Genomic DNA, 15291 nt, shown 5'->3' on the forward strand with positions numbered 1-15291 from the left:
GGGGGCCGGCCGACCGGGCGGCCGGGGACGCCGGGCTGCATGTGCGGGGCGGTCGCCGGGGGCTGCGCCGAGGGCGGGATCGGGGCGGCCGGGCGACCGGGCTCGGCCGGGCGTCCGGGCTCGGCCGGCGGCGGGGATGCGGGCGGTCGCGGCGCGTCGGGGGTGCGTTGCGCTGGCGCGTCGGGCGCGCGCTGGACGGGTGCATCGGGCGCGCGCTGCGCCGGCGCCTCCGGGGCACGCGGGGCCGGGGCACCGGGCGGGCGGCGATCGGGCACCGGCTGCGGGCGCGCATCCGGGTCGGGCCGCCGCTCGGCCGGGCGGTCGGGCTGGCGCTGGGCCGGCGGCTCGGGTTGGTCGGGACGTGCGGGCCGCGGCGCCGGGCGCTCGTCACGCTCCTGGCGTTCCCCGGCCGGCGGCGCGGGCGGCCGTTCGGGCCGGGGCGCCCGCTCGCGCGGTGCGTCCTGGCGCTCGGGGCGCTCCTGCCTGTCGGGACGCTCCTGCCTGTCGGGACGCTCCGGTCTCTCGGGGCGTTCCTGGCGCTCGGGGCGGTCCTGCCTGTCGGGGCGTTCCTGGCGCTCGGGCCTGTCCGGTCGCTCGGGCCGTTCCGGCCGCGGTGCCGGGCGCTCGGCCGCCGGCGGGCGCTCGCGGGGCGGCTCCGGCCGTTCCTGTCGCTCGGGGCGCTCCGGCCGCGGGGCCGGACGTTCGGCCGGTCCCGGCCGCTCGTGCGGGGCGCCTCTCTCGGGGCCGCCGGGTCCGCCGCGCTCGGGCGGGCCGCCCCGCTCCGGAGGCCCAGCCTGGGCGAACCGGACCGTCTCCGCGGCCGCCCCCTCCCGCGCGGACGCGACGGCGGGGAGCAGCAGGGCGGGCAGCATCGTGCCGGTGAGAAGCAGCACGCGGAGGGGTCGCATCGAGGGATCCGTGAAACGTGACGGGACCCCACGAACCGGACAGGCCGGATTTGGTTCCTGGTCTGCGCCGTCAGGGCGTCGCCGGGGCGCCCGTGTCGAGGCGGACCTGGGCCGGGACCGGCACCACGTCCGGCGCGATGATGCGGATCGGCGTCCGCTCCTCGGCGCCGGCGGTCTGGCGCGGCTCGGACGGCGTGCCGGCCTCGGTCAGGGCCTCCTCGCCGCGGGCGGCGGCGGTCGCCGCCACGGCGGCCGCCGTGCGGTCGGCGCGGCCGACGAGGGTCAGGCGGACCTTCGGGCGCGACAGCATCTCGGCCTGGGCCGGGGTGACGAAGATGTCGCCCTTGTGCCGGACCAGCATGCTCTCGGCCTTGACGAGCGACTGGGCCCAGGTCTGCCCCTCGGCCTTGCACGAGCAGTTCGGCACGAAGGTCTTCTGGAACTTGAAGGCGTTCGGCAGCGAGGCGTAGGAGCGGCGGCCCGCGATCGCGGCGGCCTGATGCAGGCCGTTGTCGGTCGGCGGCATCGAGTAGGCGGCGGCCTCGGTGCCGGGGCACAGGGCCTTGCACATCTGGTCGGCGCCCTCACGCCCGTCGGGCAGGTTCGCCATCGGGAAATAGGCGCCGTCGCAGGTGCGCACGCAGATCACCCGCGAGCCGCCGGCCGCCGTGCCGGAAGCGCCGCCGTCGGCGGTCCTGGGCGTCGCCGGCGGCAGGCCGGTGCAGGCGTCCTTCACCGCCTCGATGAGCTGGCCGCGGCGCGCGTCCGAGACCTGGGTCGCACCGGCGCCGTAGCCGGCGTTGAGGGCGCGGATGCGCTGCTCGACCTGGGCGCATTGCGGCGGCCGCATGTCGAAGAACAGGAACCGGCCGCCCTCGCAGCCGATCGACTGACGGTAGGCGACGAGGCGCTGGATCTCCTCGATCTGGCCGCGGTTGGCGTCCTGGCGCAGGTTGGCCAGTTCCGCGCGGTAGCGCTGGCAGGCCGCTGGGTTGGGCTCCGCCGCGGCGCCCTGGACGAAGGCGAGGACGGCACCGAGACCGGCGAGGATCCGGGCGATCGAGCGTATCGGCGACATGGCTTCCGGAAGGGACCGAGGCGGGCGGCGAGGTCTTCGACCGGGGCCGGAGACTCGTGCGACTGGGCTGTTCTAGCGGCCCTCGCCGTGCGGCGACAGCCGTCCTACATAAGTTAAGCTTGTGTAGGTTGGGGATGAGGCGATGGTGTGGCGTCGGGGTCTCATGGTGGTCGGCGGTCTCGCGGCCGGGTTGGCGGCGGGCCTCGCCGCGGGAGCGGCGCAGGCCGCCGACGATCCCGACCGCATCTTCGACAAGTCGACCGTCTGGCGTCCGCTGACGCCCAACGACAAGCTCGTGGTCTACGGCATCGACGACCCCGACGTCGCCGGCGTCGCCTGCCACTACACCCAGCCCGAGAAGGGCGGCATCAAGGGCACGCTCGGCCTCGCCGAGGAGGTCTCCGACATCTCGCTGTCGTGCCGCCAGATCGGCCCGGTGTCGTTCAAGGGCAAGGCCTCGCAGGGCGAGGTCGTGTTCAGCGAGCGCCGCTCGCTGATCTTCAAGAGCATGCAGATCGTGCGCGGCTGCGACGCCAAGCGCAACACGCTGATCTACATGGTCTATTCCGACAAGGTGGTGCAAGGCTCTCCGAAGAACTCGACCTCGACGGTGCCCCTCATGCCCTGGGGCACGGAGATGCCGCCGAAATGCGGCGACTTCATCAAGTGACCGGATCCGCCCGCCGCTCGGCTACCGCTTGCGGATGAGGGCGACGCCCTCGGAGAGGTTGAGGGTCCGGAACTTGGACGGGCGACGGGGCGACACGTTCCGGATCGCCCCGTAATGCGCCTCGTCGACGAGCTGCTTGACGAAGCCGACCATGCCGAACTGGTGGCTGTGGAACAGCTTGGGCAGGTGTCCGAACGACCCTTCCTCGACGTAGACGAAGCGGTTCTTCTCCTCGGCCGCCATCTCCCATTCGCGGGCGGCCGGCTGGTAGCGCGACCCGTCGGGCCAGTCGTCCCAGTACCCCGTTCCCCAGTCCTCGATGACGTAGTAGCCGCCCGACGACAGATGCTCGTCGAACAGGGTCTCGTAGGCGATCTTCGTGTACAGGCCGAAATGCGACCCGTCGTCGATGATGATGTCGAACCGCCCCCCGCGCACGCTCGCGGCGACCTGCCGCAGGAAGTCCGGGTCGTCCTGACGTCCCTTGCAGAACCGGATGTTGCCGGAGAACCGCACCGGCGGCTCCATGATGTCGATGCCGACCACGTGCGCGAAGCGGAAATACTCCGACCACATGAGGAGCGAGCCGCCGTGATGCACCCCGATCTCCAGGACGTTGATCGGCTTGTCGCGCAGGTGGCCGAAATGCTCCTCGTAGATTTCCAGGTAGCCCGGCTCCTTGACCGCGTTGAAATGCTGCGACAGCTGCGCAAGGCTCGGCATCATGGCGCGGTTCTCGTGAGTGGCGGGGCCGGTTCCCGGAGCGTCGCGGGGTCCTCCGGACCGCGCCTCATACGAAATCCGACTGATCGCTTCAGGCGACCGCAAGCGGTCGCTTTCGCGATGCGGATTTCGGCTTCGCTCAGGCGTGTGGAGCCGAAGGCTCCACCGCGCGGGCTGGTGATACGGTTTTCGGAACGAAGCGTCCCAAAACCGTATCACTCCTTGCAGGTGATGCGGACCGGGCGCTCGGCCGGGCGCGGCACGCTCGGCGTCTCGATCGCGCCGGTATACTCGTCCTTGGCCGCGACGCCGAACGAGACCGCCCGCGAGAACCCTTGCGACTCGCACCACGCATCGGCGACGACCTGGCCGCATTCGCCGCCGGTGCTGGCGAGGCAGTCGGCGACGCCGTAGCCGTCGCTCGACGGGATCAGGAAGGTCTTCTCCGTGCGGGCGGCCGCCGGGCCGGTCGTCTCGGCGGCCGCGGCCGGCAGGGCGAAGCCGGCGAGGAGGCCGAGGGCGCAGAGGGCGGCACGGGTGCGTCGCATGAAATGACCTTCCGGATCGGAATCGTTGCCGTCGAAACTGGAAGCGGTTGGTAAACAAAACCTCAATTCCAGCCGGTGCGCGTCCCGATCCGGGTCGGACGGCACGGACCTGCGCCCGCACCTCGCCCGCGGTCCGTCCCGGCGAGGGGCGGGCCGTTCCGGCTCGAAAAGCTCACGGATTTGGGCTAACCCGGATCGGCCGCCCGGGGCGTCTCGCAGGTGCAACACGGGGCGAAAACGGCCGGGCCCGCCGCGGTCCGGCGCGGGCGGCGCCACCCCGCGCGAAGCGCGGTGCCGCAACAGGTTAGGAGCGTGGCCGGACCGCGTGGCGATGGTTCCGGCCCGACAGAGTCCGAAGGTGTTTCATGGCCCCGTTGTTGCGCCTCTACAACACGCTGACCCGGGCCAAGGAGCCGTTCCGGCCGATCGATTCGGCCAACGTGCGGATGTATGCCTGCGGCCCGACGGTCTACGACGCGGCCCATATCGGCAACGCGCGCCCGATCATCGTCTTCGACCTGCTGTTCCGGCTGCTGCGCCACCTCTACGGCGCCGAGGCGGTCACCTACGCCCGCAACGTCACCGACGTGGACGACAAGATCAACGCGCGGGCGCAGGAGCGCGGCATCTCCATCCGCGCGCTGACCGACGGGACGCTGGCGCAGTTCCACGCCGACATCCGCGACCTCGGCGTGCTGATGGCGCCGGACGTCAACATCCCGGGCGCCCGCCCGGCCTTCGTCGAGCCGCGGGCGACCGACCACATCGCCGAGATGGCCTCCATCGCCGAGCGGCTCGTCGCCGCCGGCCACGCCTACGTCGCCGCCGACCACGTCCTGTTCGATGTGCCCTCGATGCCCGATTACGGTGCGCTGTCGAAGCGTCCCCTCGACGAGATGGAGGCCGGGGCCCGGGTCGACGTCGCGCCCTACAAGCGCTCGCCGCTCGACTTCGTGCTGTGGAAGCCCTCGAAGCCCGGCGAGCCGTCCTGGCCCTCGCCCTGCGGCATCGTCCCGCCCGGCCGGCCGGGCTGGCACATCGAGTGCTCGGCGATGGCGTGGCGGCATCTCGGCGAGACCTTCGACATCCATGCCGGCGGCATCGACCTCGTGTTCCCCCACCACGAGAACGAGGTCGCGCAGTCGCGCTGCTGCTTCGGCACCCCGGTGATGGCCAACGTCTGGCTCCACAACGGCTTTTTGCAGGTCGAGGGCGAGAAGATGTCGAAGTCCCTCGGCAACTTCGTCACCATCCGCGAGGTGCTGAACGACTGGCCGGGCGAGGTCGTGCGCCTGAACATGCTCAAGACCCAGTACCGCCAGCCGATCGACTGGACTCTGCGGGGGCTGGACGAGGCGAGCCGGATGCTCGACCGCTGGTACGAGGCGGTCGGCGACGCGGCTCCCGCCGCCTCGGTGCCGGATTCGGTCCTGGAGCCGCTGCTCGACGACCTCAACACCCCGGCGGCGCTCGGCGCCCTGCACCGCCTCGACGAGCCCGCCGCCCTCAAGGCGGCGGCGAACCTGATGGGGCTGCTGCGGCGCTCGCGCTCTGAGCGCGAGCAGGCGGCGGTGGCGGCATCGGGCATCGACGCCGCCGCGGTCGAGGCCCTGATCGCCGCCCGCAAGGAGGCGCGGGCGCGCAAGGACTGGGCCGAGTCGGACCGGATCCGCGACACGCTGACGGCCCTCGGCGTCAGCGTGAAGGACAACAAGGACGGGACGACGACGTGGACGGCGTTGCCGTGATGGCGGGGGCCTGAACCCTCCCCCCTCTGCGGGGGAGGGTGCCCTGCGAAGCAGGGCGGGAGAGGGGCACCACGCTTCCGGAGGTGGCTCGGCAGCTGTGTAAGGCGCTACGTTCTGAACCGTCGCGTTCCCCTCTCCCGGCTCGCTGCGCTCGCCACCCTCCCCCGCAGAGGGGGGAGGGTTAGCCCAGCGCCCTGCACCCCTGCCTCAGAACCGCTCCTCGATCAGCGCCTCGGCTTCCGGCCGCGGGGCGCTGCGGCGGATCGCGTCGCGCAAGGCCGGCAGCACCTCGGCGGGGTTGGAGGCCACGAGGTAGTTCAGGTCGAGCCCCTCGCGGATGAAGCCGCTGCGGCGCATGTGGTCGAACAGGCCCAGCAGCGGGGCCCAGAACTCCGCCACCGACAGGAGCAGGATCGGCTTGGCGTGCTGGCCGAGCTGAGCCCAGGTCATCTGCTCGACCAGTTCCTCGAGCGTGCCGATGCCGCCCGGCAGGGCCACGAAGGCGTCAGAGCGGTCGAACATCAGCTTCTTGCGGGTGTGCATGTCGGAGACCACGATCGTCTCCTGCACGTCGTCCAGCATGCGCTCGCGCGACTTGAGGAAGTCCGGGATGATGCCGGTGACGTGGCCGCCGTGGTCGAGCACCGCGCGGGCGACCGTGCCCATCAGCCCGACATTGCCGCCGCCGTAGACGAGGCCGATCCCCGCCTCGGCCAGCAGGCGGCCGAGGTCGCGCGCCGCGTCCCTGTAGACCGGATCGGCCCCGAACCCCGAACCGCAATACACGCAAACCGTTCGCATCGATGCTCCCGTGGTCGATCCGCGCCGCCCCCGAGGCCGCGCGAGGGCATCGACCGGAGGGGGGAGCCGCGCGGCGTGGTGTCTCCTCGCGATGGCTGATACTATGGTGGGGCGTCTCCCGTCTTGTCGACCCGGAGGCGAATGGCCGCGGCGGGCGAGCGTTGCCGGACGACCGGTGCAAGGATCCTGCCGCGGACGACGGGGAGGGGTGCCATGACGGCGGAATGGCGCAGGGGCGTGTCGCTGGCGGTCGTCGGCCTCGTGATCGGCCTCGGGCTCATCGGCGCGCTCGCGACCGGGACGCGCGCGGTCCGCCAGGGCGCGGCGCCGGAACCGGCCCCGCAGGCCGAGGCGGTGCCCGCCGTCCGCCCCGCCGACCGGGCCGAGGCGCGCCCGGCGCCGGCCCCCGCCGAGCCGCGCTTCGACGTGATCCGGGTCGAGCCCGACGGGGCCGCGGTGGTCGCCGGCCGCGCCGAGCCGAACGCCGAGATCGAGCTTCTCGTCGGCGGCCAGCCCTTCGCCCGCGGGCGCACCGACGCGGACGGCCACTTCGCCCTGGTGCCGCCGCCGTTCCCGGCCGGCAGCAGCGAGGTGACCCTGCGCAGCACCGGCGGTGGCGGCCTCGCCGCCGCGGGGTCGGACAGCGCGACCGTGGTGGTCGCCGCCGACCGGCGCGCCCCGCCCCTGGTCGCGGTCAGCCGCGCCGGCCAGCCGACGCTCGTGCTGTCGCGCCCCGACGAGACCGCCCCGGTCGCCGCCGCCCCGGCGCCCCTGCGGGTGGTGAGCGTCGATGCCGAGGCCGGGGGGCGGCTGCACGTCAGCGCCCGCGGCGCCCCGCGGACCGAGACGCGGCTCTACCTCAACGACACCCTCGTGGCTCCGGGACGGGCCGGACGGGACGGGCGCGTCAGCTTCACCATCGGACGGGGCGTGCGCGGCGGCGACTACCGGGTCCGGATCGATCAGGTCGACCCCGCCTCCGGGACGGTGCAGGCGCGGTCCGAGGTGCCGTTCGCCTACCCGAAGGGGCTCGACGGCCCGGTGGCCGCGAAGTCCGGTCCCGGCGCGACCCCCGAGGGCCGTGCCCCGGACGCGACCGTGCGGGTCGCGGGGGCCGGCGAGCCCGGCGTGGTGTTCGTTCCCGGCGTCGGGACGGCGCAGGTGGTCCGCGGCGACAACCTGTGGAGCATCAGCCGGCGGGTCTACGGCCGCGGCCTGCGCTACACGGTGATCTTCGGCGCCAACCAGCCGCAGATCCGCAACCCGCACCGCATCTATCCCGGTCAGGTCTTCGTGCTGCCGGGCGACGGCGGCCGGGACGCCACGATGGCGCCGGCCGAGAAGCGCGGCTAGGACACGAGGGGCCTGCGCCGCCGCAGGTGTCCGCCGCCGGCGCGCACGCCTATATGCGGGGCTCCACGCTCCCGGACTTCGCCGTGACCGACCCCAACACCACCGCCGGCGCCCCCGCCGGGCGGCCCGGCCTGATCGAGACCTATCGCCGCCTGTGGCCCTACCTGTGGCCCGGCACCCGTCCCGACCTCCAGCGCCGCGTCTTCGTCGCCTTCGGGCTCCTGCTCTGCGCCAAGGTCGTCACCCTGGCGATGCCGTTCACCTTCAAGTGGGCCACCGACGCCCTCGTGGCGGTGACCGGCGGCAAGGACGGGTCCGGCCCGCCGCCGACCGGCCTGTGGGCGGCGCCGCTCGCGATGATCGCGCTCTACGCGGTGTCGCGGATCGCGATGTCGCTGCTGACCCAGGTCCGCGACGGTCTGTTCGCCAAGGTGGCGATGCACGCGGTGCGCCGCCTCGCGCTCCAGACCTTCGCCCACATGCACCGGCTGTCCCTGCGCTTCCACCTGGAGCGCAAGACCGGCGGCCTGACCCGGGTGCTGGAGCGCGGCCGCGCCGGCATCGAGGAACTGTCGCGCCTGATGGTGCTGACCCTGGTGCCGACCATCGTCGAGTTCGTTCTCGTGCTCGGCGTCCTCGCCTGGGAGTTCGACTGGCTGTACTCGGCCGTCGTGTTGGCGATGGTCGCGGCCTATCTCGGCTTCACCTACAAGGCGACGGAGTGGCGGATCGCCATCCGCAAGCGGATGAACGAGTCCGACACCGACGCCAACACCAAGGCGGTGGATTCGCTGCTCAACTACGAGACCGTGAAGTATTTCGGCGCCGAGGCGCGCGAGACCGAGCGCTACGACCGCTCGGTGGCGAAGTACGAGAAGGCCTCGACCCAGACCTACGTCTCGCTCGCGGTGCTCAACGCCGGTCAGGCGGTGATCTTCACCATCGGCATGGCGGTAGTGATGGGGTTGGCCGCGCGCGACATCATGGCCGGACGGGGCACGATCGGCGGCTTCGTGCTGGTCAACACGATGCTGGTGCAGCTCTCGATGCCGCTCAACTTCATGGGCATGATCTACCGCGAGATCAAGCAGGCTCTGATCGACATCGACGACATGTTCCGCATCCTGCACCAGAACCCGGAGATCGCCGACCGGCCGGGCGCCAGGCCGCTCGCGGTCACCGCCGGCGTGGTGCGGTTCGAGGACGTGCGCTTCGCCTACGACGCGGCCCGCCCGATCCTGCGCGGCGTCAGCTTCGAGGTCCCGGCCGGCCGCACCGTCGCCATCGTCGGCCCGTCGGGTGCGGGCAAGTCGACGCTGTCGCGGCTGCTGTTCCGGTTCTACGAGCCGGCCTCCGGCCGCATCCTCATCGACGGCCAGGACATCGCGGCGGTGACGCAGGATTCCCTGCGCGCCGCCCTCGGCATGGTTCCGCAGGACACGGTGCTGTTCAACGACACGATCGGCTACAACATCCGCTACGGCCGCTGGGAGGCGGGCGAGGACGAGGTGCGCGAGGCCGCCCGCCTCGCCCAGATCGACCGCTTCATCGCATCCCTGCCGGAGGGCTACGACACCCCGGTCGGCGAGCGCGGCCTGAAGCTGTCGGGCGGCGAGAAGCAGCGCGTCGCCATCGCCCGCACGATCCTCAAGGGGCCGCCGATCCTCGTCCTCGACGAGGCGACCTCGGCCCTCGATTCCTTCACCGAGCGCGAGATCCAGGACGCCCTCGACCGGGTCAGCCGCGGCCGCACCACCCTGGTCATCGCCCACCGGCTCTCGACGGTGGTCGGCGCCGACGAGATCATCGTGGTCGACCGCGGCGTGATCGTCGAGCGCGGCAGCCACCCCGACCTGCTCGCCCGCGGCGGCGTCTACGCGGCGTTGTGGAACCGCCAGCGCGAGGCCGACGAGGCGCGCGAGCGGCTCAAGCGCGCGGAGGACGAGGACGACGAGAGCCTGCGCCGCCCGATCGAGCGGGGCGACCTGCCGCCGCCGTCAGGGGCGTTCAAGGAGCCGGAGCCGGCCTCGGTGTCGTGAGCCGGCGGTCCTTGTCGCCGGCAGGGCCATCGCTTCAGCGATTGTCCTGCGGTCGCCCGCAGGGCGACGCTGCATGACGGGCGCGGGGCGCTCTGTGCCCGAAGAGCGCCCCGCGGAGCGGGTTCGAGGGGGCGAATGTCCGCTCGAACACAGAGCGGAGCGAGAGCCAAGTGAGCGGATGCGAACGCCGGCGCCTGAGGCCAAGCGGGAAACCAGGGCCATCGCTCTGAAGCGATGGCCCTGTCTCGTCGGATCGGGAGATTGACGGCGGGGGCGGCGCCTGCCATCCGCGGGCGCCGTTGACCGCGTTGTTGCTGCCCGAGGCCCCATGACCGACCTGTTCGAGACGATCCGCCGCGTGCTGGTGCCGATCCACAAGGAGGGCTACCCCTTCATCGCGATCGGCATCGTGCTGACGGTGCTCGCCGGCACCTTCGTGCAGTTCCTCGGCTGGATCTTCTTCCTGCTCACCCTGTGGGTCTGCTACTTCTTCCGCGATCCCGAGCGGGTGGTGCCGGTCGGCGACGGGCTGGTGATCTCGCCGGCCGACGGGCGGGTCAACCTGATCTCGACGGTGGTGCCGCCGGCGGAGCTCGACCTGCCCTCCGAGCCGATGCTGCGGATCTCGGTGTTCATGAACGTGTTCGACTGCCACGTGAACCGCCTGCCGGTCGCCGGCACGATCGGGCAGATCCACTACACGCCCGGCCTGTTCCTCAACGCCGAACTCGACAAGGCGAGCGAGGACAACGAGCGCAACGGCCTCGTGGTCGAGACCATCTGCAACGGCGAGACCGTGCGGGTCGGCGTGGTGCAGATCGCCGGCCTCGTGGCCCGGCGCATCGTCGACTGGGTCAAGGCCGGCGAGACCCTCGCGGTCGGCGACCGCTTCGGGCTGATCCGGTTCGGCTCGCGGGTCGACGTCTACCTCCCGGCCGGAACCCGGGTGCTGGTCGGCCTCGGCCAGAAGGCGGTGGCGGGCGAGACAGTGCTCGCCGACCTGCGCGGCACCGGCCCGGTGCGCCAGTTCCGCCGGGTCTGAGGGACCGCCATGGACGATCTCTTCCCGCCCTTCGCCCCGGACCCGAACGAGGCCGGCCCGCAGGGGACCGGCCCGGAGGCCAAGCCGCGCCGGTTCCGCTCGGTGCCGGTGCGGATGATCATCCCCAACATGATCACCCTGATGGCGGTCTGCCTCGGCCTCACCGCCGTGCGCCTCGCCTTCGAGGACCGGTTCGAGCCGGCGGTGATCGCGATCGTGGTGGCGGCGGTGCTCGACGGCATCGACGGGCGGGTGGCGCGCCTGCTCAAGGGCACCTCGCGCTTCGGCGCCGAACTCGATTCGCTGGCCGACTTCGTCAATTTCGGCTGCGCGCCGGCGCTGATCCTCTACAGCTTCACCCTGCACAACCTGAAGTCGGTCGGCTGGATCGTCGCGCTGATCTTCGCAATCGCAATGGCGTTGCGCCTCGCCCGCTTCAACGTGATGCTGGACGATCCGAGCCGGCCGGAATGGAAGAAGGACTTCTTCGTCGGCATGCCGGCCCCGGCCGGCGCCCTGACGGTGCTGCTGCCGCTCTACCTGCACTTCCTCGGCCTGTCGTTCGAGACCGCCCTGGCCCCGGTCGCCCTCGTCTACATGCTGGTCATCGCGCTCCTGGTGATCTCGACGGTGCCGACCTTCTCCGGCAAGACCATGGGCAAGCGGGTGCCGCGGGAATACGTGCTGCCGATCTTCGTCGTCACGGTGGCGGGGTTCGGGCTGTTCATCAGCTTCCCGTTCGAGACGCTGGCGCTGCTGAGCGTCGGCTATCTCTGCGCGATCCCGCTCGGCGCCAACCAGTACCGGCGCCGGGCCAAGGCCGACCTCGCGGCCCCAGCCGCGACGCCCGAGGGGCCGGCGGCCTGAGCATTCTGCCTCAGGCCCGCTGCGCCACCAGGAACAGCCGCGGGAACGGCAGCAGCACCCGCCCGTCGTCCTGGGCCGGGTAGGCGCGGGCGAGGGCGGCCTCGTAGCGGGCGAGGAACTCCCCCCGCATCTCCGGGTCGAGCGGCGCGAGGTAGGGCCGCAGCCCGGTGCCCCGCACCCACTCGACGATGCCGCCGTGCCCGGACAGGGGATGGACGTAGGTGGTGCGCCACAGGTCGGCGCGGCAGCCGGCCCGGGTCAGCCAGCGGTCGTAGTCGGAAAACGAGCCGAGCCGGGTGCGGGCGATGCCGGCGAGCCGGTCGCGCCACGGGCCCTCGGCCGCGACCTCGCGCATCAGCCGGTGCGAGGGCTCGTCGAGGTTGTCGGGCATCTGCACCGCGAGGCAGCCCCCCGGCGCCAGGAACCCGGCGAGGCGGGCCAGCAGCGCGGCGTGGTCGGGCAGCCATTGCAGCACCGCGTTGGCGAACAGCAGGTCGGGCGCCGCCGCGGGCGTCCAGGCGGCGAGGTCGGCCTGGACGAACGCCACCTCCGGCAGGGCGACGCGCGCCTGCCCCAGCATGTCGGGCGAGGAATCGATCCCGGTCAGGTCCGCGTCGGAAAAGCGCGCCCGCAGCAGCGCGGTGCTGTTGCCCGGCCCGCAGCCGAGATCGACCACCCGTGCCGCCCGTGCCAGCGGCACCCGCGCCAGCAGGTCGGCCGCCGGCCGGGTGCGCTCGTCGGCGAACTTGAGGTACTGCGCCGCGTCCCAGTCGCTCATCGGTGCGTCTCCGCGGCGCCGGCCCTGGATCACGGGGCCGCGCGCCCAAGCTTCGTCCTTGCCCCCCGCGTGCGGCGGCAAGGAGACGGCCATGGCGTCGATGATCGAGGAATTCAAGACATTCGCCCTGCGGGGCAACGTGATCGACCTCGCGGTCGGGGTGGTGATCGGCACCGCCTTCGGGGCGATCGTGACCTCACTGGTCCAGGACGTCATCATGCCGGTGGTCGGCGCCCTGACCGGCGGCCTCGACTTCTCGAACTACTACATCCGCCTGTCCTCGGCGGTGCAGCCCGGCGCCCCCTACGCCGAGGCGAAGAAGCAGGGCGCGGTGTTCGGCTACGGCCAGTTCCTCACCGTGGCGATCAACTTCCTCATCATCGCCTTCGTGCTGTTCGTGGCGATCCGGGCGATCAACCGGCTCCAGCACCGGGAGGAGGCGAAGAAGGAGGATCCGGCCGACGTGAAGCTGCTCACCGAGATCCGCGACATCCTGGCGGCGCGGCGATAGGGCTCGTACGGGTTCCGATTAACTGCTTCGCCATGCGGAAACCGGCTTCGCTCAAGCGCCGCGCGGACTGGTGATACGGATTTCGGACGGAATCGTCCGAAATCCGTATCAGCCGCGCGGCCCGGTGCCGGCGGCGCGGCCCGCCGGCTCGCGGTCGAGCAGATCCTTCAGCGCGTCCTCGACGGCACCGGTCCCGGTCTCCCGGGCCTTGAGCCGGGTCTCCAGGCGGCGCAGATGCGGGCCGAGCTCGGGCGGAAGCGCCGGGTCGCCGAGATATTGCGGCTTCTCGGCCGACGCGTTGTAGACCGACCGCAACTGCTGGCCGAGATGGGTGCGGACCGGTTCCGGCAGGGCGGCGTGGCTGTCGTCGGTATCGGACATCGCAGGTCTCGCTGTCCTGAAGGCCGTGGAGACGGCCGGCGGGGTGGCTCTGACGGTGGGGAGACGGAGTCGCGGTCGTGATTCCGAGCCCCCTCAACGCCGTGGCGGCGACAGTCGTTGCGTCTCCACGCGGGTTTCCCGGGCCCGGAAAAGCAAAACCCCGGCCGCGGGGCCGGGGTTTGCTCGATCTGGTCTCGCGAGCACCGGGCGGCGGCCGAGTGGCCGGCGCCCCGGTCGCCGCGGCGGAACGTCAGTCGACGATCTGCACGACGCGGCGGGTCGCCGGATCGACCAGCACGACGCGGTCGTTGACCACGGTGTAGCGGCGGCCGCGGATGCCGTAGTCGGACGGAACCTCGTAGTAGCTCACGCCCGAGGACGGCAGCACGGTGCCGACCGCGACGTCGCCGTCCCAGTCGTACGAGCGGTGCTGGCGCACGGCGTACGAGCGGAAGCGCGGACGGTCGTCGACGCCGAGCAGGCCGCCGACCGCGCCGGTGGCCGCGCCGACCGCGCCGCCGACGATGCCGCCGATCGGGCCGGCCGCCGCAGCACCTTCCTCGGCGCCGCGCTGGGCGCCCGGGATCAGGCCCTGGGCCTGGGCGGCCATCGGCAGGGTCAGCGCCGAGAGGGCGGCGGCGATCACGAGGGTCTTCTTCATGGTGAGGGTCTCCATCTCGCGGGCCGCACCGTTCAGGTCGCTGCGGCTTCTTGGCGGTGCTAACTCCCCAGGAGGCGAAACGGTTCAGTTGAAAATGCCGAACCGTCGCGACACGCCCGGGCCGCTCCGCGGAAGGTCCAGGCGGGGCCGCCCTCGCCCGGCGGCGGGTTCCGGCCAGACCAGCCGCGGCGCGGGCGGGACCTGCCATAGTCCAGTGCAGTATCGACAGGGGGTCGCCCGGCGGGGACGGACCGGCGGAGCCCCGTCCGGACCCGCGCCGGCGTCGCGGCGGTTCCGGCTGCTTTGCGGTCCGCGCTTCCGGAGAAGGCCGGCAAGTGCATGCAAAGACCTCGCAAGCCGCTTCGTAGATGCGCCGCATCGACACTTCGGTAACGATTGCGCGGATAAGGTGTGGAACCTCCGGCGAGATGATGGTCGCCGCGCAAGCCCGGTCCGGCGGCCACATGACGTGTCCGGCGGCCACGACGAGAGTGGGCGAGATGACGCCGGTCCTTCCTTCGGGGGCTGCCTCCGTGCTGCTGCCACGGGGCGCTCCAGCCCCGTCGCCGCCGTCGGTGCCCGGGGCACCCGGCGCGGCGGCCACCGCCGGCGTCAACCCCGGCCTCAGCCCGGTGCAGATCCAGGCCGCGGCCCTGGCCGGCGACGCCTGGATCGCCGGCACCGAGAGCGGCCCGGCGACGCCCGCCCAGAGCTTCCAGTCGCTGGTCGTGGCGATGCGGGCCAACTCCCTCGACCTCGCGAGCCTCGCCTTCGACCCCGACCGCATCGCTGCGCTCAGGGCCGAGCTGCGCGAGACCTACGATCCGGTGCGCACCCAGAAGCTGCAGAAACTGATCCTGCTGTGGGACACCTGGGTCGCGGGCCAGCGCACCGACAAGCCCGACGCGGCTCCGCACTGACCCGCGCCGTCGGGCGAAGCGAGCCCGGCTTCGTGATCGACGGCACGGCGCACGCGGCGAGGGGAGGGGCCGATCGCCGCGCGATCGGATTCCGCTCTCAGCAGACTTGCGTTGGCAGGCCGACGCTTCGTCCGCTTGGATCCCTGTCTTGTCGCAGATTTTTGTCGCAGAACCGGCGACCGCTTCTGCGATATCTGCCCAGAGCATCTTCGACGAAGTGAGACCGGTTCGTCGAAGGAAATGCGGCGAAATCAAAGACCTGG

General features: G+C 72.3%; 15 protein-coding genes. 8 read left to right on the forward strand and 7 right to left on the reverse strand.

Annotated elements, in window-relative coordinates; genetic code table 11:
- Positions 1-978 precede the first annotated feature (978 nt).
- The gene (locus EOE48_RS25940) at positions 979-1986 is read right to left on the reverse strand and encodes a DUF2865 domain-containing protein (protein ID WP_127733778.1); all 1008 of its coding nucleotides are present in this window, start codon (positions 1984-1986) and stop codon (positions 979-981) included.
- A 142-nt stretch (positions 1987-2128) separates the two neighbouring features.
- On the opposite strand from EOE48_RS25940, the gene EOE48_RS25945 reads away from it, so the two are divergent.
- Complete coding sequence (locus EOE48_RS25945; protein WP_127733779.1) at positions 2129-2656, forward strand: CreA family protein; 528 nt, start codon at positions 2129-2131, stop codon at positions 2654-2656.
- A gap of 21 nt (positions 2657-2677) precedes the next feature.
- On the opposite strand, the gene EOE48_RS25950 is transcribed toward EOE48_RS25945, so the two are convergent.
- Both EOE48_RS25950 and EOE48_RS25955 read right to left on the reverse strand, forming a co-directional pair.
- Positions 2678-3382: a class I SAM-dependent methyltransferase gene (locus EOE48_RS25950; RefSeq protein ID WP_127733780.1), complete on the reverse strand. Its 705-nt coding sequence runs from the start codon at positions 3380-3382 to the stop codon at positions 2678-2680.
- Positions 3383-3594: 212 nt separating this feature from the next.
- Positions 3595-3927 carry a hypothetical protein gene (locus EOE48_RS25955; RefSeq protein WP_127733781.1) on the reverse strand — a complete coding sequence of 111 codons (333 nt, stop codon included), beginning with the start codon at positions 3925-3927 and terminating at the stop codon, positions 3595-3597.
- A gap of 365 nt (positions 3928-4292) precedes the next feature.
- On the opposite strand from EOE48_RS25955, the gene cysS reads away from it, so the two are divergent.
- Positions 4293-5675, forward strand: a complete 1383-nt coding sequence (cysS, locus tag EOE48_RS25960) for a cysteine--tRNA ligase (protein ID WP_127733782.1) — start codon at positions 4293-4295, stop codon at positions 5673-5675.
- A gap of 207 nt (positions 5676-5882) precedes the next feature.
- Here cysS and EOE48_RS25965 read toward each other — a convergent pair whose 3' ends face one another.
- Entirely contained in the window at positions 5883-6476 is a 594-nt protein-coding gene (locus tag EOE48_RS25965; RefSeq protein ID WP_127733783.1) for an LOG family protein, read from the reverse strand.
- 213 nt (positions 6477-6689) lie between these two features.
- Here EOE48_RS25965 and EOE48_RS25970 point away from each other — a divergent pair, with 213 nt between their 5' ends.
- The 4 genes from EOE48_RS25970 (at position 6690) to pssA (ending at position 11777) form a co-directional block, all read left to right on the forward strand.
- Positions 6690-7829 carry a LysM peptidoglycan-binding domain-containing protein gene (locus tag EOE48_RS25970; RefSeq protein WP_127733784.1) on the forward strand — a complete coding sequence of 380 codons (1140 nt, stop codon included), beginning with the start codon at positions 6690-6692 and terminating at the stop codon, positions 7827-7829.
- Positions 7830-7882: 53 nt separating this feature from the next.
- Complete coding sequence (locus tag EOE48_RS25975) at positions 7883-9868, forward strand: ABCB family ABC transporter ATP-binding protein/permease (RefSeq protein WP_127733785.1); 1986 nt, start codon at positions 7883-7885, stop codon at positions 9866-9868.
- A 328-nt stretch (positions 9869-10196) separates the two neighbouring features.
- Positions 10197-10910 carry a phosphatidylserine decarboxylase gene (locus tag EOE48_RS25980; protein ID WP_127733786.1) on the forward strand — a complete coding sequence of 238 codons (714 nt, stop codon included), beginning with the start codon at positions 10197-10199 and terminating at the stop codon, positions 10908-10910.
- Between the two features lie 9 nt (positions 10911-10919).
- Complete coding sequence (gene pssA / locus EOE48_RS25985; RefSeq protein WP_127733787.1) at positions 10920-11777, forward strand: CDP-diacylglycerol--serine O-phosphatidyltransferase; 858 nt, start codon at positions 10920-10922, stop codon at positions 11775-11777.
- A 10-nt stretch (positions 11778-11787) separates the two neighbouring features.
- On the opposite strand, the gene tam is transcribed toward pssA, so the two are convergent.
- On the reverse strand, positions 11788-12555 hold the full coding sequence (gene tam, locus EOE48_RS25990; RefSeq protein ID WP_127733788.1) for a trans-aconitate 2-methyltransferase: 768 nt from the start codon (positions 12553-12555) through the stop codon (positions 11788-11790).
- 100 nt (positions 12556-12655) lie between these two features.
- Between tam and mscL the strand changes: the two genes are divergently transcribed.
- Entirely contained in the window at positions 12656-13066 is a 411-nt protein-coding gene (mscL, locus tag EOE48_RS25995; RefSeq protein ID WP_127733811.1) for a large conductance mechanosensitive channel protein MscL, read from the forward strand.
- Positions 13067-13174: 108 nt separating this feature from the next.
- Here mscL and EOE48_RS26000 read toward each other — a convergent pair whose 3' ends face one another.
- Entirely contained in the window at positions 13175-13447 is a 273-nt protein-coding gene (locus tag EOE48_RS26000; RefSeq protein WP_127733789.1) for a hypothetical protein, read from the reverse strand.
- A 250-nt stretch (positions 13448-13697) separates the two neighbouring features.
- Positions 13698-14108, reverse strand: a complete 411-nt coding sequence (locus EOE48_RS26005; RefSeq protein ID WP_127733790.1) for a DUF1236 domain-containing protein — start codon at positions 14106-14108, stop codon at positions 13698-13700.
- Between the two features lie 575 nt (positions 14109-14683).
- Between EOE48_RS26005 and EOE48_RS26010 the strand changes: the two genes are divergently transcribed.
- Positions 14684-15028 carry a hypothetical protein gene (locus EOE48_RS26010; RefSeq protein WP_127733791.1) on the forward strand — a complete coding sequence of 115 codons (345 nt, stop codon included), beginning with the start codon at positions 14684-14686 and terminating at the stop codon, positions 15026-15028.
- The last annotated feature ends 263 nt before the right edge of the window (positions 15029-15291 follow it).

The organism is Methylobacterium oryzihabitans (assembly GCF_004004555.2).
Lineage (GTDB): Bacteria > Pseudomonadota > Alphaproteobacteria > Rhizobiales > Beijerinckiaceae > Methylobacterium > Methylobacterium oryzihabitans.